Source organism: Lactobacillus paragasseri (genome assembly GCF_003584685.1).
Lineage (GTDB): Bacteria > Bacillota > Bacilli > Lactobacillales > Lactobacillaceae > Lactobacillus > Lactobacillus paragasseri.
Genome location: NZ_AP018549.1, coordinates 622,987 through 642,508, shown reverse-complemented (window position 1 = coordinate 642,508; position 19,522 = coordinate 622,987). Strand labels below are relative to the sequence as shown.

The 19,522-nt window shown below is 34.2% G+C and carries 19 protein-coding genes and 1 tRNA gene; 4 read left to right on the top strand and 16 right to left on the bottom strand.

Annotation, left to right across the window (positions count from 1 at the left end):
- Positions 1–38: 38 nt before the first annotated feature.
- A complete protein-coding gene (locus tag LpgJCM5343_RS03050; RefSeq protein WP_003649176.1) occupies positions 39–962 on the bottom strand; it encodes a YihY/virulence factor BrkB family protein in 924 nt (307 codons plus the stop codon).
- 15 nt (positions 963–977) lie between these two features.
- Positions 978–1,802, bottom strand: a complete 825-nt coding sequence (gene map, locus LpgJCM5343_RS03045; RefSeq protein ID WP_003649177.1) for a type I methionyl aminopeptidase — start codon at positions 1,800–1,802, stop codon at positions 978–980.
- 186 nt (positions 1,803–1,988) lie between these two features.
- Here map and LpgJCM5343_RS03040 point away from each other — a divergent pair, with 186 nt between their 5' ends.
- Both LpgJCM5343_RS03040 and LpgJCM5343_RS03035 read left to right on the top strand, forming a co-directional pair.
- Positions 1,989–2,435, top strand: a complete 447-nt coding sequence (locus LpgJCM5343_RS03040) for a flavodoxin (RefSeq protein ID WP_003649178.1) — start codon at positions 1,989–1,991, stop codon at positions 2,433–2,435.
- The gene (locus LpgJCM5343_RS03035; protein ID WP_101890528.1) at positions 2,428–2,937 is read left to right on the top strand and encodes a GtrA family protein; all 510 of its coding nucleotides are present in this window, start codon (positions 2,428–2,430) and stop codon (positions 2,935–2,937) included. The genes LpgJCM5343_RS03040 and LpgJCM5343_RS03035 overlap by 8 nt, the downstream gene beginning before the upstream one ends.
- 37 nt (positions 2,938–2,974) lie before the next feature.
- Here LpgJCM5343_RS03035 and wecB read toward each other — a convergent pair whose 3' ends face one another.
- The 5 genes from wecB to LpgJCM5343_RS03005 form a co-directional block, all read right to left on the bottom strand.
- Positions 2,975–4,117, bottom strand: coding sequence for a non-hydrolyzing UDP-N-acetylglucosamine 2-epimerase (gene wecB / locus LpgJCM5343_RS03030; protein ID WP_101890527.1), 1,143 nt, complete (start codon positions 4,115–4,117; stop codon positions 2,975–2,977).
- A 353-nt stretch (positions 4,118–4,470) separates the two neighbouring features.
- A tRNA-Arg gene (locus tag LpgJCM5343_RS03020) sits at positions 4,471–4,543 on the bottom strand.
- A gap of 50 nt (positions 4,544–4,593) precedes the next feature.
- Positions 4,594–5,925 carry a PTS sugar transporter subunit IIC gene (locus tag LpgJCM5343_RS03015; protein ID WP_039157085.1) on the bottom strand — a complete coding sequence of 444 codons (1,332 nt, stop codon included), beginning with the start codon at positions 5,923–5,925 and terminating at the stop codon, positions 4,594–4,596.
- On the bottom strand, positions 5,925–7,160 hold the full coding sequence (locus LpgJCM5343_RS03010; protein ID WP_101890503.1) for a DEAD/DEAH box helicase: 1,236 nt from the start codon (positions 7,158–7,160) through the stop codon (positions 5,925–5,927). The genes LpgJCM5343_RS03015 and LpgJCM5343_RS03010 overlap by 1 nt, the downstream gene beginning before the upstream one ends.
- Before the next feature lie 10 nt (positions 7,161–7,170).
- On the bottom strand, positions 7,171–7,887 hold the full coding sequence (locus tag LpgJCM5343_RS03005) for a GH25 family lysozyme (protein ID WP_020806804.1): 717 nt from the start codon (positions 7,885–7,887) through the stop codon (positions 7,171–7,173).
- Positions 7,888–8,000: 113 nt separating this feature from the next.
- On the opposite strand from LpgJCM5343_RS03005, the gene LpgJCM5343_RS03000 reads away from it, so the two are divergent.
- Positions 8,001–9,311 carry an APC family permease gene (locus tag LpgJCM5343_RS03000; RefSeq protein ID WP_020806805.1) on the top strand — a complete coding sequence of 437 codons (1,311 nt, stop codon included), beginning with the start codon at positions 8,001–8,003 and terminating at the stop codon, positions 9,309–9,311.
- A gap of 83 nt (positions 9,312–9,394) precedes the next feature.
- Here the strand turns inward: LpgJCM5343_RS03000 and hpt are convergent, their stop codons facing one another.
- The 7 genes from hpt to LpgJCM5343_RS02965 all read right to left on the bottom strand — a co-directional run bounded on the left by hpt (position 9,395) and on the right by LpgJCM5343_RS02965 (position 17,189).
- Complete coding sequence (hpt, locus tag LpgJCM5343_RS02995; protein ID WP_077959124.1) at positions 9,395–9,964, bottom strand: hypoxanthine phosphoribosyltransferase; 570 nt, start codon at positions 9,962–9,964, stop codon at positions 9,395–9,397.
- A 97-nt stretch (positions 9,965–10,061) separates the two neighbouring features.
- Positions 10,062–11,441, bottom strand: a complete 1,380-nt coding sequence (locus LpgJCM5343_RS02990; protein ID WP_101890502.1) for a hemolysin family protein — start codon at positions 11,439–11,441, stop codon at positions 10,062–10,064.
- Between the two features lie 50 nt (positions 11,442–11,491).
- Positions 11,492–12,196: a hypothetical protein gene (locus tag LpgJCM5343_RS02985; RefSeq protein ID WP_101890501.1), complete on the bottom strand. Its 705-nt coding sequence runs from the start codon at positions 12,194–12,196 to the stop codon at positions 11,492–11,494.
- Positions 12,197–12,309: 113 nt separating this feature from the next.
- Positions 12,310–12,966: a nitroreductase gene (locus tag LpgJCM5343_RS02980; RefSeq protein ID WP_003649188.1), complete on the bottom strand. Its 657-nt coding sequence runs from the start codon at positions 12,964–12,966 to the stop codon at positions 12,310–12,312.
- Between the two features lie 165 nt (positions 12,967–13,131).
- Positions 13,132–15,537 (bottom strand): phosphoketolase family protein, encoded by a 2,406-nt coding sequence (locus LpgJCM5343_RS02975; protein WP_101890500.1) that lies wholly within the window; start codon positions 15,535–15,537, stop codon positions 13,132–13,134.
- Between the two features lie 84 nt (positions 15,538–15,621).
- Positions 15,622–16,416 carry an HAD family hydrolase gene (locus LpgJCM5343_RS02970; protein ID WP_101890499.1) on the bottom strand — a complete coding sequence of 265 codons (795 nt, stop codon included), beginning with the start codon at positions 16,414–16,416 and terminating at the stop codon, positions 15,622–15,624.
- The gene (locus tag LpgJCM5343_RS02965; RefSeq protein ID WP_101890498.1) at positions 16,413–17,189 is read right to left on the bottom strand and encodes a DeoR/GlpR family DNA-binding transcription regulator; all 777 of its coding nucleotides are present in this window, start codon (positions 17,187–17,189) and stop codon (positions 16,413–16,415) included. The genes LpgJCM5343_RS02970 and LpgJCM5343_RS02965 overlap by 4 nt, the downstream gene beginning before the upstream one ends.
- A 263-nt stretch (positions 17,190–17,452) precedes the next feature.
- On the opposite strand from LpgJCM5343_RS02965, the gene LpgJCM5343_RS02960 reads away from it, so the two are divergent.
- Positions 17,453–17,779: a bacteriocin immunity protein gene (locus LpgJCM5343_RS02960; RefSeq protein WP_020806810.1), complete on the top strand. Its 327-nt coding sequence runs from the start codon at positions 17,453–17,455 to the stop codon at positions 17,777–17,779.
- Positions 17,780–17,845: 66 nt separating this feature from the next.
- On the opposite strand, the gene LpgJCM5343_RS02955 is transcribed toward LpgJCM5343_RS02960, so the two are convergent.
- The gene (locus tag LpgJCM5343_RS02955; RefSeq protein WP_003647599.1) at positions 17,846–18,574 is read right to left on the bottom strand and encodes a GntR family transcriptional regulator; all 729 of its coding nucleotides are present in this window, start codon (positions 18,572–18,574) and stop codon (positions 17,846–17,848) included.
- Complete coding sequence (locus LpgJCM5343_RS02950; RefSeq protein ID WP_101890497.1) at positions 18,574–19,497, bottom strand: nucleoside hydrolase; 924 nt, start codon at positions 19,495–19,497, stop codon at positions 18,574–18,576. The genes LpgJCM5343_RS02955 and LpgJCM5343_RS02950 overlap by 1 nt, the downstream gene beginning before the upstream one ends.
- Between the last annotated feature and the right edge of the window lie 25 nt (positions 19,498–19,522).

Genomic DNA, 19,522 nt, shown 5'->3' with positions numbered 1-19,522 from the left:
AAGCTTTCCATAATGTATTTTACCAAACTTACGTCAACTTATTTAGGTAATTCTTTGTTTTTTCTAAAAATTCTCAAAATCGGGCTTTGACTGTATTCAATCTTTCTACCTTTTAGTTCGTCTCCTGCTGCATTAATACAAATACCCAGCAATAATAAGAATGAACCTACATTAAGCCAAAGCATAAAGATAATAAATGAGCCTACAATCCCGTAATTTTGCCAGCGTGTCCCAAATTGTCTTAGGTATAACCCAAAGAAATATGATAAGGCACTCCAGCTTATTACAGTAAACCATACTCCTGGCCAAACCACACGTTTTTGAACTCGAATATTTGGAATTACATAGTTAATGTACAAATTCACTATCACTGTCATTAAAATTATGATCGGCCAGCGATAATTTTCTAATTTATAAACCCACCATAAGGATAGGTTAAAAATTGGAGCCAAAAATTCCATAATTTGTCTACCAAAAGTGAAAATGAAAATTATTATTGAAAATCCAACTACTAAAATTACTGATAAAGCAAAAGTGAAAGTTCTGGCTAGTAAATAATTCCACCAAGATTTTCCCTTTTCTTGCTTATCAACGCCATAAATTTTATTTGCGCCCAAGCGAATCGAATTAACCAAACAACTCAATGACCAAATTGCAACTACAATACCTAAGGAAATAAATCCACTTGAATGTTTTTTCAATAAAGCATTAACAATCGGCATAATTAAGCTTGAAACTTGACTTGGAAAAATCAATTCTAAATAACGAGCAATTGGCTTGGTATCAATACTAAATAAAGGTAAAACATTTCCAATAATAATTATGATTGGAAAAATACTTAACAATACATAATAAGCAATAATAATGGAATTTTGGTTTATTTCACCCTGGCTAATATGTTTTGATAGTAATTGAATAAAATTTGCTGTACGGTTCCTAGTCTGATTGAGAAAAGATTTCATAAAATATTTTACTTATTAATCTTCATCTAAAAAATGAGGAAGATACTTTTCATAGCCATCATATGGCTTTTGCAAAGTCAAAATCTTTGGACCATCTGGAGTGATAGCAAAAGTATGCTCAAATTGTGCTGACTTTGAGCCATCTGGAGTTGCGTAGTAAACCCAGTCATCGTTTGGATCAGAAACAGTCTTTTGTTCAATTCTCCAATCACCACCAGCTTCGACCATTGGTTCAACAGTAATTGTCATACCTTCACGTAAACGTAAGCCGTGACCAGCCTTACCCCAGTGAGGAACTTCAGGATCTTCATGAATAGATGGTTGAATTCCGTGACCAACTAATTCACGAACGTCTCCGTAGCCATTTTCATTTTCAACGTAGTTCTGAATAACGCTACCAATATCACCAATACGATTACCAACTACAGCTTGATCAATTCCCATGTACATTGCCTTTTTGGTAACATCCATTAATTTTTGATCTTCAGCAGAAATTTCACCAACGCCGTAAGTAGTGCATGAATCAGTTTCATAGCCATCGACGTTACAAGTTACGTCAACACTAACTAAGTCGCCTTCTTTTAAGATCTTATCTTTTCGAGGAATGGCATGTGCAATTTCGTCATTGACACTAATACAAGTGCCGTATTTATAGCCTTCAAAACCTTGTTCTGAAAGACGACCACCATGTTTTTTCATAAAATCTTGAGCAAATTCTTCGATTTCCCAAGTAGAAATTCCAGGCTTAATAACATCACGTAAGCCTTCAAACATTGCTGCTAAAACGCGACCTGATTTTTGCATACCCTGAAGTTCACGTTTTGACTTAATTGTTATCATTAAAAAATCTCCTTTTTTAATATTTATATACTATTAGCATACCTTAAATAAACATAATTTAGTAGTCATTAAGACAGTCTCAACCATTCATTATAAAGCTTTTCTTAAATAATTTCTCTTAAGATTACAAACCACCAACTTTCTTTAGTATAATAGGAGAAAACGTTATAGAAAGAAGTTTTTTACATGAAAGCACAGATTGTCTTTGCCAGTATGACTGGTAATGATGAAGATATGGCAGAAATTTTAGAAGAAAATTTACAAGATGCAGGTTTTGACGTAGAAAATATTGATGTCAGTTTTGCAGATGCTTCTTCTTATCTTGATGCTGATCTTTGCGTAATGGTTACTTATACTTACGGCGAAGGTGTGATGACTGATGAATTAAAAGACTTTTATGACCAATTAGTTACTCTTGACTTATCGGGTAAAAAATTCGCCGTTATGGGGTCTGGAGATAAAACATACAAAGATCATTATTGTGAAAACGTAGATGACTTTGAAAAGGCATTTATTAAGTGCGGCGCAGTTGAAGTAGCAAAACCAGTAAAAATCGAAAACGCTGTTGATGACGAAGATATTGATTTAATTGATCAAGCTACCGAAGAAATAGTCGAGGCATTTAATGACTAAAAATCATCATAAAAGAAAGGGGCAAAAGATTACCCAAGCCCAGTTACGAGAGCTTGGAAGTAAGCTTGTTGCCAGGCACCGAAACTTTTATGTTTACGTTATCTTTGGCTTTTTAGCAGCAGTTATCAATATTGTCTGCTTTCTTTTATTTCATAATGTTTGGAAAATTCCAGTAATTTATGCCAACACAGTCGCTTTCATTATTTCTAACTTAGCCTCTTTTTCTTTTAATAAACATGGCGTCTTCATTCAAAATGTTGATAAGCAGCATGGCGTTGTTTACCAATTATGTTTATTCTTTATTTACCGAATTATCAGTTTGATTCCTGATAACTTAATTATGTTAGTTGGTATTTCCTGGCTTCACTGGAATGCTCTTTTTGTAAAAATTGTCGATCAAATTTTAGTAGGTATTTTTAACTATTTAACTACTAAATCAATTTTCCTTAATACTAGTAACAAGTTTGCTAAAAAATTTAAAGATCATTTTAATAAGAAATAATGAAAAAAGCTCCAGATTAATTTCTGGAGCTTTATTTTTATCTAAAATCTGCTGGTTTTTGATTATGTTCTTTATCAAAATAATAAGCAATTGCATCCATAATTCGATCTGAAGCCTTGCCATCTCCATATGGATTCTTAGCATTAGCCATTTCATCATAGGCATTCTTGTCTTCAAGTAAGCGAATCATTTCATCATGAACCTTATTTACTTCAGTGCCTACAAGCTTCAAAGTTCCTGCTTCAACACCCTCTGGGCGTTCAGTCGTATCGCGTAAAACTAATACCGGTTTACCAAGAGAAGGTGCTTCTTCTTGTACCCCACCTGAATCAGTCATAATAAAGTAACTTCTTTTAGCCAAATTATGAAAATCAACTACATCAAGTGGTTTAATCAAGTGAATTCGAGGGTCCCCGCCCAATACTTCCTTTGCAACTTCTTGAACTCTTGGTGAAAGATGAACCGGGTAAATAATTTCTACATCATCATAACTATCAACTACCTGCTTCATTACTTTAAAAACGCGTCTCATCGGTTCACCTTGATTTTCCCTACGGTGCATAGTAACTAAAATAGCTCTATTGCCAGGTTTAATCTCATCAAGAACGTCATGGTGATAATCTTTTTTTACTGTTTGCTCTAATGCATCAATTGCCGTATTTCCAGTAACATAAATATTATCGCTTAGATGATTTTCTTTAATTAAATTCTTTTTACTTAATTCAGTTGGTGCAAAATACAAATCTGCTAAATCATCTGTCATTTGCCGATTCATTTCTTCAGGAAACGGTGAATATTTATTCCAGGTTCTAAGACCTGCTTCAACATGACCTAAAGTAGTTTGTTCATAAAACGTTGCAAGACCAGCCGCAAAGCTAGTGGTTGTATCACCATGAACCAAAACGATATCTGGACGTTCTGTTTTGATTACTTTTGCCATATCAATCAATACCTTTGAAGTAATATCTTCCAAAGTTTGATTTTTGTGCATAATATTAAAATCATAATCAGGTTTGATTTTAAAAATATCTAACACCTGATCAAGCATCTCACGGTGCTGCGCACTTACTACCGTTATTTCCTTAAACCGCTCATCTTGTTTTAGCTTTAACACTAAGGGGGCCATCTTAATAGCTTCTGGCCTAGTTCCAAAAACAGTCATAACTTTGATTTTCTTCATAAATATTTCCTCGCCTTATAGCTTATCTCTTATACTATAGCCTAATTCAATTTTCTTTGGTACTATTAGCCGAACTAATTTATACTTATATATTATAAGGAAAGTGAAATATATTATGTTTAGTTTTTTATCTCTGGCTGCAATTCTGATTACCATTATAGTGTTCTGTCTGGTTTTTCTTTTAGGAAATTCCTATCCCCGAAGGACTAAATATTTTTTAATTGGAATTATTGCCATCTTATTAATTATTTTTCTCTGGGTTGTTTTGAAAATTTTTATCAATCCATTAAAATACGTCTGATATTCAAAAAGGTATGTACTCCTTATAATTGAAGTACATACCTTTTTAATTATGACCCCGGTGAGATTCGAACTCACCTCTACGGTTTAGGAGACCATTGTTCTATCCAGATGAACTACGGGGTCAGAATCAGTTTCTACTTTAACATAAAAACTGACTTTTAACTATTAAAAATTTAATACTGTGGTAAATAGAAATTGCGTTGATTATTATCTTGTTTAGCAATCTTGTCAGCTGCAAAAACAAACGGCATCCAGATAAGAAGTGCAATTACCATATTAATAAGCGCTAAAACAATAGCACGCCAGTCATAATTACATGCTAGAAATGGTCCAATAAGTGGCGGCATTACTGTTGGAACAAAAATTTGAACCGGATTAACTAGGCCGGCCGTTGTAGCCCAATATGCTAGTGATACATTTACAAGCGGAGCAACAACAAATGGAATTAAATAAACTGGATTAAAAACTACAGGTAAGCCAAAAATAATAGGCTCATTAATATTAAATACCCCAGGTGCTACAGCCATCTTCGCTATTGTTCGATAATCTTTACGTTTAGAAAACATTAAGATCGCAATAATTAATACTAATGTACCTCCTGCTCCACCAAACCAAGCAAATACATTAAATGAATCACGAACCCAAATATATGGTACATGCTCACTATTTCGAACAGCTGTAACGTTAATATTTTCTGGAGTTAACCACAAAGAGTCCATTACTGGAGTTAAAACGCTAATGCCGTTAATCCCAAAGAACCAAAAGATTTGAACTAGAAAGGTAACCAATAAGACGACTCCAAAACCCTGCCCCAAATTAACCAAGGGACGCTGAATAGTAGCAAGAAGCCAATTACCAAAATAAGTTCCAGTAAGCCGTTGAAAGGCGTAATTAACAAAGCCAACAATAAATACTGAAAGTAGAATTGGAATTAAAGTACTAAATGCTACCCATTCCGCATGGGGCATACTGGTATCAACTTTAAGCCGAATTCTTGCCTTATAAAATACAATAAACAAGGCAGTCCCAATACAGCCAAAAATAATAGCTGTAAATAATCCCATTGTTGAAAACTGCTTAATATCAAAAGCATTTTTAATATCAACCACATCTCCATCAATACGTAATTTCACTGAATCGCTAATACTCATTGCAAAAGCAACTAAGGAAGCAACTGAACCAGCAAAACGATTTACTTCATAGGTCTTAGCTAAGTGATAGCCCCAAGAAATCGCAAAATAAACTGCAAAAAGTGCAAATGTACCTTCCCAAATAATATTATCAATTGCGACAATCGGCTGCATTAAAGAATAAAAGGTATCCCAATGCATTTGCACTTTAGCGGCTCTAATGATGCTATTAAATAGCATTGCAATTGAACCAGCCATTGTAATTGGTAGTAAAGAAATAAAAGTATCCCGCATTGCAACTAGCCAGCGGACTTGAGCTAAGCGAGATGCAGGAGGTAAAACGTAAGTTTCAAGCCATTTAACTAAAGATGACATTATTTCTCTCCTCTGCTCTTTCGAGGATGATATCCTTTATTTTTCTTATTACGCCAACGTTTCTTTTTATGCTTTGGCTTATTTTTTTCCACCTTTTTATTCTCTTTCTTTTCTGCATTCTCTTCCTTTTTAAGCTTAGGTTTTTCAGTGGTTAAACTATAGCCAGCAAAATATGCTCTTTCAATTTGATACGTACCAGCCAGCAATTTCTTTAGGTTTCTAAAATCATGATCGTCCCCAAGAGTAACGACTGTTCCTGACTTATTCATCCGTCCAGTTCTACCACTACGATGCAAGTATGTATTAACTTCACTTGGTATTTCAAAATTAATGACATAACTAACATCAGGTAAATCTAAGCCACGCGCAGCTAAATCAGTCGCAAATAAAAACTTAATTCGACCTGCTCTGAAATCACTAAGCAACTTTTCACGGTTTTGCTTGCTCGTTTCATTACTTAAAACAGCAAATTTAGTCTTGCTGTGATTAAAAATTCGCGCAAATCTCATTTCAGTTTCGCTACTGTCAAAGAACAGGATACCTTTGAATTTATCTAACTTTGCTAAGCGTTGTAGAAACTGCATTTTATATTCATTTGAAACTTGCAAGAAATAATGTTTAACTTCAGACTTTTGCTCTGGGCGTACATCAACTAATAAAAAAGTATGATTAAAAAGATTTTCTGCATTTTTTGTAACTTCAGATTCTGAGGCACCAAAAAGTAAAATTTGAGCTGTTGAAGATAAATTTTGTCCTAAGGAACTCAATAAATCTAATTTTGCAAATTCTAGAATATCATCTGCCTCATCAATTACTAAGGCATTAATATCTTGATACTTAATTCGATTCTCTGATAGAAAGTCAAAAAATCTTCCTGGAGTAGCAATAATTATCTCTGGCTTTTCTTTTTTTAAACGCTCTAATTGTCTTTTTCTATTACCAGCCCCAACTAGTGCAATTGTTTTAAGTCCTAAAGCTTTGGCATAATGCAAAAGATTATTTCTCGTTTGAATTGCTAGTTCAGTTGTTGGCTCTAAAATTATCCCTCGACCGCCAATGTCTGCAACGCGCTCCATTACTGGCAATCCATATGCCAAAGTCTTTCCCGTACCAGTCTTAGCTAGTCCAACCAGACTTGCACCATTGCGTATTGCATCATACGTCCGCTCTTGAATTAAAGTTGGTTTAGTCTTGTGCTCTCTTTCTAGAACTTGTGAAACTGCTTGTGAATACATTTTACTTCCTCTATTGTGTTTTTTCTTGACTATATAATTGCGCATATTGCGTATTGGTACCAATGTAAGCAAACATTGTTACATCTCGATCTAAATTATCAATATTTTTAACTCTTCCATTTTGAGTGTAACACCAAAAGGCATAATGTCGCCTATCTTTTAAACTTGCTCCCGTATATAAAAATCTTGTTCCTTCTGGAAAGTAATTATGATAATGATAGTCACCTGCTATCATCGTTCTCTTGCCAAGATTATTTATCATCTGAGCAAATTCACCCATTTTTTTCCAATATGATTTCGTTAAGTGATTTGTAGCCGGTACAATCATAACTGGTAAACTGCCAGTATTAGTTCCTACTTTATTTACAAAATATTGATACTGATCCTGATTGCTGGTTTCATCACTATAGGCAATAATTGTACCAAAATTAAGATTAGTCCCCTGAAGTTGATCACGGTAAAGCAAATAATTGTCGTCAAAATACGACTTCCCCTGCGTTGAACGCAAATAAACAAATGAAATACCGTTCTTTTCTAATTTATGAAGGTCAATATAATCTTTAGTTTGATCTAATTCAATTCCAAGCACGCTCATATTTGAACCACGTGGCACAGTTGTATTTTGCTTCATGTTGAAATATCCCCACACCAGTCCAGAAAAGGCTAGAATGAGCAAAATAATAATACTTGGAAAAGTATATTTATGTCGATAACGATGCACAATCATCCCTCCATTAGTTATTTTAACGAACTTCTCCTTTCTATACCACTTTCACTAAAATTTAGTATAAAATGATATCAATACTAAAAGTTATAAATGAATTGAAAGGAAAGCACATATTGAAAAGACAAATTAGCTTTGGACAAGCTCTGGCAACCGTGGTGGGAACTGTAATTGGCGGGGGTGTCTTCTTTAAAATTGGTAGCATTAGTCATGAAACAGGTACACCATCTTTAACTCTTTTTGTTTGGATTCTAGCCGGTATCGTTTCTATTGCTTCTGGTCTAACAGTTTCTGAAATTGCTGCTGCACTCCCAGTTACTGGCGGATCAATTAAATATATTGAATATACTTATGGGAAAGTTTGGGGCTTTTTATTTGGCTGGGCACAAATGCTGGTCTACTTTCCTGCCAATATCGCCGCTTTAAGCGTGGTATTTGGGCAACAGTTTGCTGTCTTATTTGGTTTCCCTACTAAATATGCAACCCTGATTGCTTTATTGCTCGCTCTTTTTTTAATGAGTTTAAATTTTATTTCTACCAAGTTCTCAACCAGAATGCAGTCAGCGATGACAATTCTGAAGGCAATTCCAATTGCTTTAATTGTGATTTTTGGTCTTTTTAATCCAGCTAAAATTAGTGTCAACTTACTTCCCTTAAGTTCTGGCCATAATGTTTCTTTTTGGGCTGGTTTAAGTGGTGGTTTATTAGCTGCTTTATTTGCATATGATGGCTGGATTAATGTTACCAATTTAGCTGGTGAAGTAAAGGAACCAGAAAAGAACCTTTCAAGAGCGATTATTATCGGACTATCCGCAATTACCCTGATTTATGTGTTAGTAAATTATGCTTTCTTAACTGCAATTCCCTTTAAAGAAATAATTGGCAACCAAAATACAGCTTATCTTGCCTCATTAAAGCTCTTTGGCAGTCTGGGCGGCAAATTAATTACAATTGGAATTTTAATCTCTGTTTATGGAGCAATTAATGGCTTCATGCTTACCGGAATGAGAATTCCATATACTCTAGCAAAAGATAAAATGTTGCCATTTTCAAATAAAATCGGCCGTACTAACATTAATACAGGTGTGCCGACAATTAGTGCTTTAATTATCTTGACTGTTTCCTTAATAATGATTTTTTTAGGAACTTTTGATCTCTTAACTAATATGTTGGTATTTGTCATGTGGACCTTTACAACATTAATTTCAATCGCAGTGGTAGTTCTACGCTATCGTGAACCTAAGCTAGATCGTCCATATGTTGTTCCTTGGTACCCAATTATCCCCATCATTTCAATCGGCGGCGGTTTGTTTATTGTAATTAGTACCGTAATTAATGAATTTTGGCTTTCAATAACTGGAATTGGATTAACGGCTTTGGGATTACCAGTTTACTACTATATGAAGAAGCACAATCAGCAGAATTAATTTACAAATAAAGGGTTGAAACTATCTCTAACGAGTAGCTTTCAACCCTTTTATGATTGTCTTTTAAAGTAATATTTTAATTATTAACGATTTAAGTTTGCCTGAATAACTTCTGGTTTTAAAACACCGACATAAGGTAAATTACGATATGCATTTAAGTAATCTAGACCATAGCCAACAACAAATTCATTTTCAACTTTTGATCCAAAGTAATCTACAACTACATCATCTTCACGACGTTCAGTTTTATTAAGCAAAGCACAGCATTTTACGCTCTTGGCACCGCGCTTAGTTAATAAATCCTTCATAAACTTCAAAGTATGACCAGTATCAACAATATCTTCAACGAGTAAAACGTCTCTATTTTTGACATCAGCTTGAACGTCAATATCTAGTCTAACTTTGCCGCTTGACTCAAAACCGTCGCCATAACTTGAAACATCCATGAAATCATTTTGCATCTTTACATTCATGTGACGAGTTAAATCCGTCATGAAATAAACTGCACCCTTTAATACACCAATGACTAAAGGAAATTTTCCAGCGTAGTCTTCAGTCAATTGTTTGCCCAGTCTTTGGCAAATTTCTTCAATATCATCCTGGCTGAATAAAACACGATCAATAATGTTGTCAATATTATCACTATTTTGCATCTTAACCCTCTATATCTTTTTATAAATGCTTTGTTATTAGTAGAATTATAACATTTAATTATCAAAAAAAGCACCCATCTTAAGGTGCTTTTGCCGATTATTTGGCTTTTTCTTCACTATTTTGATCGCTATCTGCTGCTTTTTTGCCAGTATCCTTAGCTATCTTAGAAACAAGGAACCAACGCATGAAACCTTGTTCAATATTTACTAACTTAAACTTAAAGCCTTCTAAGTCAACAGATTCACCCTTCTTTAGGTTAGGGTAATGTTCCATCATATAGCCACCGATAGTAATTATATCGCTGTCTTCAAAACTCTTAAGCTTAGTATGGAAGTAACGTTCAAAATCGTATAAAGTAGTCTTTCCTGAAACATGAATGTCGCCGTGATCGTCACGAACAATATATTCATCGGAAACATCATCGATTTCATCTTTGATCGAACCAAAGAGTTCTTCATAAATATCTTTATCCGTTACGATACCACTGGTACCACCATATTCATCTACTACTAGAACAATTGGAGTGTGTTTTTTGATCATTAACTTCAAAATATCTTGAATCAACATTGATTCAGGCACAGTAATAATCGCTCTAATAATTCTAGTAATGGGAACATCAGGATTCTCCTGATCTTGACTTACAATATCATATGCATAAACATACCCCACAATATCATCTTTATCGTTATCACGAACAACTGGAAAACGGCTGAAACCATCCTCAATATATTTCTTTAAAGCCGTCTTAACATTATCAGTGGCATTCAAAACTTGAAGCTGAGTACGGTCAGTCATAATATCTTTAGCAACCTTATCATTTAATTCAAAGGCACGCTCCATATATAACAAATCGTCTTTATCAAGTGAACCGCCAGTCACAGCATTACGCGATAAACGGAGAATTTCAGATTGTGAATAAACTTCACTTTCTTCATCAGCTGATTGCATTCCCAACAAATGAAGTAAGCCATTGGCGCTATGGTTAAGTAGCCAAACAAATGGGTATACTACCGTATGAAATACAGTCAAAGGAGTAACAACAGCCATCAAACACTTAACAGGCATATCAATGGCAATATTTTTAGGGACAATTTCAGTTACAACAACTTCTAAGTATGTTAATAGTACAACACCTAAAGTTGCTCCTAATACTCCGCTAGTCTTTACTCCAAACCAGGGCGTCATCTTAAATACATCAGTCAATAACTCTTCGATCGTTCCTTGACCAATCCAACCTAAAATAACACCGACCAAGGTCGTACCTACTTGAGTAGTAGATAATGATTCATTTAAGTTATGAACCATGTATAATGCTCGCTTTAATTTCTTAGGGCTACCTTGACCGTTTGCTAGCATATCTTCTAGCTGACTAGATCTAGTTTGCACTAAAGCAAATTCGGCAACAACAAAGAATATCGCAATTAAAAACGTTATGAAAATTACAATTAAATTAGTAGTTATAGTACTTGTAGACAAGTGATCTTCACCTTTTTTATATATTAAATAATTACATCTCTATTTTAGCATTATTTCTCCGAATCAGGGATCCAGTTTGCAACTAATCCTGGATGATTGTAATTTTCTTCAATATTCTCTGATACTTGCTTATTATAAGAATCTGCTGGTAACTCAATCTTATCGCGTAAATCATGTTTTAAATCAATAAAACCTAATTTCAAGAATTTCTTATTTCGTATCTTAAAATGATAACCAGTAAAATAGGCTTTATTACCAGGAATCTTCTTACAATCTGCTAAACTAAATTTCATCACTGTATTATCTAGTTTAACAAAGGCATAATAATCATTTTTACCAAGATAAGTAACTTCTTGTTTAACAGGAATTTTTTGATAAATCGAAGGCAAATGAGAAGGTGTATTAATATCTGCCACATATTTAAATGCTTCAATTTCATTTGGATCATAATACTTTTTGGCAAAAATTTGAGCATCATATACTCTTACCATTGCAGTTAAGTAATGATTTTCCTTCCTATATTCTGTTGATTCCTTATTTTTAAAATACGATAGGCCTAAAAAAACGCATAGAGTTGTAGTCGTTAGTCCAAATAAAATCGCCGTTAATTTATTTTTTACACATAAAAATGGGATTAAGCCCACAAATAAAAAGATAGTTCCTAAAATTAAAACATAGCCAGGCAAAGTGTAGTTATACCATTGATCCCAATTAGCCCACTGCTGCGGAGAAACTAATAAAGTCATTATTTTCATCCCTTTTACCATTTTTTATAATTATGCCATATTTTAATTTTATTTTAAATAATTGGACATAAAAAATCCTGAGGAACTAGAATACCTATATTCAATTCTTCAGGAAATCATGGTTAAAGATTTTTCTTAATTTTTAAAATTTCATCCAGTGGTACACGCTTAGACTTATAATCATTAATCGTTGCCTTTTTATTAGGATATCCTAAGCCAATCCCAATTCCAATTGTTTCATCTTCTGGAATATTCAAATATTTTCTAATTACTTCTGGATACTTAACAAAAGCATGTGCTGGCATTGTACTTAAGCCACGATTATTTGCAGCCAGCATTAAAGTCTGTGAAAAGCCACCTAAGTCAAAGATTGACCAAGCTGGAGATTGTTTAGGAATAGTAAGAAAAACAATTACAGGAGCATTGAATAATTTTAGTTGAGCTTGATCAAAATCATCTGTTTCTCCTCGTAAGAAATAATCTAAAGTTTCACTCATTGTTGCCATGTTCTTACTTGGAAACGTATCCCATTCAACTTTTAATAATGAATCAAATTCTTCGTGAGGTTCTTCATTAGCCAAAGTCTTTTCTTCGTGTTCTTTTCTAATTGCTTTTGCTACTTCACCTTCAGCAACATAAATGCGCCAAGGCTGCGAATTAAGTAAAGATGGTGTTCTTTGTGCTTCTTCGATAACCTTACGTACAGTTTTTTCACTTACTCTTTGATCCGTGAATTTTCTTGTTGCATGTTCACGTGCTAAGACATCTTTAAATTCCATCCAATCATCCCTTCAATATTTTACTAATAAAATTACACTTACATTCTATAAGTTCATTATAACAGCTATGCTGCACTTAGGATAGAGCTAATTTTAATAACTAATTAACCATAAAAAAAGACCTAACATTTATTAGGTCTTTCTATAAAAATCATTTATTAAACTCTATTTTAAGCCATTCCATTGCCATTCTGTAACTTCAGGCATATCTTTACCATTGTCGCGAATATATTGATGGTGTTTAGCAAGCAAGCTATCCATTTCATCAATAAAGTCAGCATTCTTTTCACTTAGTTCAGGAACACTTTCGACAACATCTTTTGCTAAATCATAGCGATCCATATGGTTCAATACTCGCATATCAAATGGCGTAGTAATATCACCATTTTCTTCATAGCCATGAATATGAACATCATTCTTTCCGCGTCCACGATCAAACCAAATTGACTCCATCATTGGTTTAAAGCCGTGCCATGCAAAGATGACTGGTGTGTCTTTAGGGAAAAGACGATCGAATTCTTCATTGCTGATTGCATTCGGATTCTTTTCTGGAGACATTAATTTCATGACATCAATAACATTAATGTAACGAATCTTTAAGTCTGGGAACTTTTTATGCAATAAATCAATCGCAGCTAACGACTCAATCGTTGGTTCAGTACCAGTGGAAGCAAAGACAACATCTGGCTTAGCACCCTTATCAGTTGATGCCCAGTCAATGTAGCCAAGACCTTTATCAACTAACTTTTTAGCTTCTTCAATCGAGAACCATTGCGGACGAGGTTGCTTGGAAGTTACTAAAACGTTAATGCATTCACGATCTCTAAATGCCTTATCAGATACAGCAAGAAGTGAGTTAGTATCTGCTGGTAAGTATTCATGAATTAAATCTGGACGGTTCTTTTCATAAAGGTGGGTTAACATACCAGGATCTTGGTGAGTATAACCGTTATGATCTTGTTGGAAAACAGTTGAAGTATCAACTAAGTTCAAAGCTGGATAATCATGACGCCAAGTTTGTTCTTTAGCCTTTCTTAACCACTTCATGTGTTGGGTAAGCATTGAATCAACTACACGGCCAAATGCTTCATATGTAGCAAAGAAACCATGTCTGCCTGTCAAAACGTAACCTTCAAGCCATCCTTCATCTTGGTGTTCAGATAATTGCGAATCAATCACGCGACCTTCGCGAGCCAAGTTTTCATCATTTGGAGTATGAATATTTTCCATCCATTGACGTTTTTGATTATCTAAAAGTTGGAATAAACGGTTAGATTTAGTTTCATCTGGACCAAAACCACGGAAATTAGTTGGATTTAAGGCAGCCATCATGTCTAAGTATTTTGCCCATTCAGCCATGTCTTGCTTTTCAACAGAACCAGGTTTATCAAATTTCACTGCAAAATCACGGTAATCTGGCATATTTAACACTTTAGGATTAATTCCGCCATTAGTTACTGGATTCATCGCCATTCTTTGGTCGCCAAATAAGGTGTTTTCTTTAACAATTTCCTTAGGTGACCCATCTTCATCAAATAGCTCTTCTGGTTTATAGCTTTCCATCCAGTCAGTAAGCATTTCCTTATGACTCATATCACCTTGAGAAACTGGAATCGGAATTTGGTGAGCACGGAAGCTATTTTCAATTGGATTACCATCTAAGTCAAATTTAGGACCAGTCCATCCCTTAGGCACTCTAAAGACAATCATTGGCCATTTAACTAATGAATCATCGTTATTTTCACGGGCATGCTTTTGAATAGCCTTAATTTCTTCAACAACTTCATCCATTGTCTTAGCCATCTCGTGGTGAACTTCCATGTGGTCCTTGTAACCATTAAATTCGCCATCTTTATATGCAGAAACAAAATATGGCTTCCAGCCCATTCCTTCAAAGTACTTAGTTAGGTCTTCATCACTCATTCTTGAAACGATAGTTGGGTTAGAAATCTTAAAACCATTAATTTGTAAGATAGGAATCACAGCACCATCTTTAATTGGGTTAATAAACTTGCTTGAAAACCAAGAAGTAGCAAGTGGTCCAGTTTCTGATTCACCGTCACCAATTTCAACCGCTGCAATTACATCCGGATTATCTAAAATTGCACCTACACCGTGAGAAAGTGAATAGCCCAATTCGCCACCCTCATGGATCGATCCAGGTGTTTCTGGTGCAGCATGAGAAGCAACACCACCTGGAAAACTAAATTGCTTAAATAATTTAGCCATTCCCTTTTCATCTTGGGTAATTTCTGGATAACGTTCAGTATAAGAACCATCTAAGTATGAATTAGATACCATTACCTGACCACCATGACCAGAACCTTCAATATAGAACATGTTTAAATCATACTTTTTAATTGCACGATTTAAATGAGCATAAATAAAGTTTTGTGGAACGATTGTCCCCCAGTGACCAATTGGCTTGGGCTTTACATCTTCAGCTTTTAATTCGCCTTTTAATAGTGGATTATTCATTAAAAATAGTTGACCAACTGATAAGTAGTTGGCTGCACGCCAATATGCATCGACGCTCTTTAAATATTCTTCAGAATCATAATTTACTACCATAGCAAGTATCTCCTTGAAATAGTTTTCATTGCTTATTACAGTATTAATCATAATTCATCAAGCATTAAAATTCAACTTTTAAAATTATTGGGACGGTCCAATTTTAGAAAGTTCGGTTACAAGGCCATCTTCTTCATTAGAATCGGTGACCATAGTTGCTATTTTCTTTACTTCATTGACTGCATTTCCCATGGCTACACTAACACCAACCTCTTTCAGCATTTCTAAATCATTTTCGCCATCTCCAAAGGCTATTAATTCTTCTTTTTGTAAGTTTCTCATCTTTTGAATGTATCTAATTCCTGAACTTTTAATTGCCTTACAACTAGTAATTTCGCAGTATTTAGGACCTGTTGTTTTAGTATTAACCAAATTTGAAAAATTTTTTCTCAAGGCAGCTGTTAAAGGACACGTAATTTTTTCCTTAACATCTAGAATCATAATTTTATAAATATCCTCTTTGCCGATTTCAGTTTGCAGATGATATTTTCTCTTCGTTAGCCTGACTTGATAGTCAACATCTTCATTAAATTCAAATACATTCCAGCTGTTTGCCGTATACCAACTGATAGTAGCTTTAGGAAATTTCTTTTTAATAAAATCAATAATATTTATAGCCAAATCATGTGGAATGGGATGAGATAATAACTTAGTTATTCCATGAGCGTTTTTTTCAAATATCAAACCGCTATTAAAAGCGATTTGCGGTCCAGTCAAACCTAGTTCATCAATTGCAAATTCCATTTCCATTGGTGCTCGTGCGGAAACCAGAGTCAGCGGGATAGGATAGTCTTTTAAGAAATCAACTGTTTTTGTATTAATTTCACCCGAGCCGTTTAAAATCGTGCCATCCATATCACTAAAAATTTGTTTTATCATGCCTTTTCTTCCTCTAATACTTCTCGGACTTTAATATTCTTTTTAAAATACTTTCTATATTTTGGATCTAACTTATTATCCGTAATCAATATATCTGCCTGGTCGCAATCCATCACCTTATATGGTGAAGAACGATCTTCTTTAAATTTATATTCTTCAGCGAGTAGAATAACTGTCTTTGTCCGATTAACTACTTCTCTTTCAATCTGGGCATCAGGATGATTAACTACAAATACACCATTCTTATTAACCGATGACGTTCCAATCACAGCAACGTCAAACTCATATTGATCAATTTCTTTTAAACTATTTAAAGAAGAAGTATAGTGGTTTTCTTTATTTAAGTATCCGCCTAACAAAATCACATTAGGTAAATTATCCATCATTAATGCTCCGGCATTATCAATTGAGTTAGTCATAATCGTAGCATTTAAACCAGTTAAATAATGACATAGCTGCGAAATCGTAGTTGAAGCGTTTAAGTAAATCAAATGATCAGCGGTTAAATACTTAGCTGTCATTTTAGCTATTTTATTTTTAATCGGAGATAAAACATGAGCCCGAGAATTATAATCTGGGACTGTTCCCTGTTTAATTTTCATTAATCCGCCGTGAATTCTAATTGCTTGACCAGTGCTGGTTAACTTAATCACGTCTCTTCTTGCTGTATCAAAAGAAACGTGACATAATTTCATAATTTCACGAGTGCTAATCGTCTTTCTTTTATCTAATTTTTGCCGAATTAGATCTAATCTTTCTATTTGTGACTGCATTTTTTCTCACCTCACAAGGTCAATCTTAACAAAAATCCATACATTTTTATGTATTTGTCTGTATTTCTATACTTATTTTAAGGATTTATCTGTATTTAAAAAACTATTTACTGAAAAAATTCAGCATAGCGTTATTTAAATCAAGACAAACACTTAACAAAAGCTGCAATATGGGCGTAAAAACACCTTTTCATACATTGCAGATGCTAGTATTTAAGTGGGCCCAGAAATAAATTAGTTATTTACGAAGCGAGGTCATTATCATGTTAGAAAATACTATTACTAAACAAAATGAAGTTGTCATAACGTTAAAGGACTTATATGCTAGTTTTAATAAAGTACAAATTAACGCATATCTTCCTCTTGAAAAAGCAATTTTAAAGGTTATAGCAAAAGCGGAAAATCATGATGACGCAGCTGCTTGGAGTAATAAGTTAGTTATGTTTTTACAATCTCAAATAGCGCTAAAACAAATTCCAATCACTAAGGAACAAGATGCTTTAATTAATTCTCTCAGTGAACAATGCAAAAATACTAACTTAAACTATGTATATCTGGCACCAATTAATGATAGTTTGCAATTTGATTAAACTATCCCCTCAATCAAAAAAGACATCGTTTCTCTCATCCCCCGAGAAAAACGATGCCTTATTTTTTTATTCTTGACTTAAGTTAACAAAAGTATTGTATTTCATATATTTATAGTGAATTCGCATATTTGAAACTTCAAATGGCGTTCCGTCATCTAAAAAGAAAATACCTTCCATCACGCCAACTGGTTCATTAGGAGCCAGCATTAACTTAGATTGATCTTCTAATGTTGAAGGTTCAACTGTAATCGTTAAGAATGACCGCGTTACAGTTTTATTTTGCGTATCTTCTAAATAATTAAACAGAGATCCTTTTAAAATATCTGGATTTAATTCTGGCGTAATCTTAATTGGAATAAAGCCTGTTTCAATCAAAAATGGTTGATCATCTAATAAACGTAATCGCTTAATTTGATAAACAAAGTCTGATTCTTTTAAAAAGAGATCTTGTCTTAAATCTTCATCAGCTTTAATTACTTGATAGTCTAATAGCTCAATACTTTGCTTTTTACCAGGAACACTAAAAGAGTCAGTAATACCCAAATTTGATCCTTCATATTTAAAGAGAGCTTGATTCTTTAAGTAAAGAGGATTAATAAAAGTTCCACTACCTCTTTTTTTGAAGACTATTCCTTGCTGTGCAAGTAATCCCAAAGCTCGCTTCATTGATGAACGACTTACATGGTAATAGTCGCTTAAACTCCGCTCATCTGGTAAGCGCATATCTTCATATTCATTATTAAGTATTTTTTGTTTAATATCGCGCATTACTGAGCGATAGACTAAATCAGTCATTATTTTCTCCCGTTATTGGCAGCTTGGATACTTTGAACGAACCAAGTTGCAAACCTCTCTGTATCGACGTCGGTTGCGATTTGTGCGTTATGTTCTTTGCTTAAAAAGTCCATCACGCTAGCGCCATAAGTATAACGTCCAGCTAATTCAATTTCAACATTCGCAGGCTTCAAGGTGAAGAATTCAGGATGAAGCATTATACCTACAGCAGTTGGATCATAAATCTTAATTCTAAGATCACCATCTGGCTCATGAATATGTGAAAACATCGAATATAGCATCTTTCCAACTTCGCCGCATTCCTTAATCTTATCCATTTGATCTTGTGTCAAATGCGCCTTGTCGCCAATTTCAAGTGGAGCAACATAGACTGGTAATCCAGAATGAAAGACAATTTGAGCAGCTTCTGGATCTCCAGCAATATTATATTCCGCAAATGGACTATGATTTCCATGACCAATATTTCCACCCATAATGTAAACTTTAGCGATATTCTCTACTACATCAGGATACTGCTTAAATAAAAGTGCAAAATCAGTTAATGGGCCGATTCCTAAAAGAGTTACCTTTTCAGGACTACTTTTAATTGCTTCATACATTTTAGTAGCAGCAAGACCTGACATTAATAAATCATTATTTGCTTTTTCAAATTCAAAACCTGCAATTCCTGTTTCGCCATGAACTGAAGCAGCACTAATTGCTGGACGTACTAGTGGTTGATTAGCACCTTTAACTACTGGTACCTTAGTATGTAAAAAATTTTCTAAATCAAGAGTATTTTGAAGCGTGTGTTCTAAGGATACATTTCCCCAAGTAGGAACAATCATCTTAACATCAAGATCAGCTGCAAAGAGACTAATCGTCATTGCAGCTACATCATCAATTCCCGGATCTGTACTAATAATTAAGGGCTTTTTTGACATAAAGGTCCTTCTTTCTAAATTTACG

Coding starts and splice junctions, on each gene's coding strand:
- LpgJCM5343_RS03050 (WP_003649176.1), bottom strand. CDS start 962: ATGAAATCTTTTCTCAATCAGACTAGGAACCGTACAGCAAATTTTATT.
- map (WP_003649177.1), bottom strand. CDS start 1,802: ATGATAACAATTAAGTCAAAACGTGAACTTCAGGGTATGCAAAAATCA.
- LpgJCM5343_RS03040 (WP_003649178.1), top strand. CDS start 1,989: ATGAAAGCACAGATTGTCTTTGCCAGTATGACTGGTAATGATGAAGAT.
- LpgJCM5343_RS03035 (WP_101890528.1), top strand. CDS start 2,428: ATGACTAAAAATCATCATAAAAGAAAGGGGCAAAAGATTACCCAAGCC.
- wecB (WP_101890527.1), bottom strand. CDS start 4,117: ATGAAGAAAATCAAAGTTATGACTGTTTTTGGAACTAGGCCAGAAGCT.
- LpgJCM5343_RS03015 (WP_039157085.1), bottom strand. CDS start 5,925: ATGTCATCTTTAGTTAAATGGCTTGAAACTTACGTTTTACCTCCTGCA.
- LpgJCM5343_RS03010 (WP_101890503.1), bottom strand. CDS start 7,160: ATGTATTCACAAGCAGTTTCACAAGTTCTAGAAAGAGAGCACAAGACT.
- LpgJCM5343_RS03005 (WP_020806804.1), bottom strand. CDS start 7,887: ATGATTGTGCATCGTTATCGACATAAATATACTTTTCCAAGTATTATT.
- hpt (WP_077959124.1), bottom strand. CDS start 9,964: ATGCAAAATAGTGATAATATTGACAACATTATTGATCGTGTTTTATTC.
- LpgJCM5343_RS02985 (WP_101890501.1), bottom strand. CDS start 12,196: ATGAAAATAATGACTTTATTAGTTTCTCCGCAGCAGTGGGCTAATTGG.
- LpgJCM5343_RS02980 (WP_003649188.1), bottom strand. CDS start 12,966: ATGGAATTTAAAGATGTCTTAGCACGTGAACATGCAACAAGAAAATTC.
- LpgJCM5343_RS02975 (WP_101890500.1), bottom strand. CDS start 15,537: ATGGTAGTAAATTATGATTCTGAAGAATATTTAAAGAGCGTCGATGCA.
- LpgJCM5343_RS02970 (WP_101890499.1), bottom strand. CDS start 16,416: ATGATAAAACAAATTTTTAGTGATATGGATGGCACGATTTTAAACGGC.
- LpgJCM5343_RS02965 (WP_101890498.1), bottom strand. CDS start 17,189: ATGCAGTCACAAATAGAAAGATTAGATCTAATTCGGCAAAAATTAGAT.
- LpgJCM5343_RS02960 (WP_020806810.1), top strand. CDS start 17,453: ATGTTAGAAAATACTATTACTAAACAAAATGAAGTTGTCATAACGTTA.
- LpgJCM5343_RS02955 (WP_003647599.1), bottom strand. CDS start 18,574: ATGACTGATTTAGTCTATCGCTCAGTAATGCGCGATATTAAACAAAAA.
- LpgJCM5343_RS02950 (WP_101890497.1), bottom strand. CDS start 19,497: ATGTCAAAAAAGCCCTTAATTATTAGTACAGATCCGGGAATTGATGAT.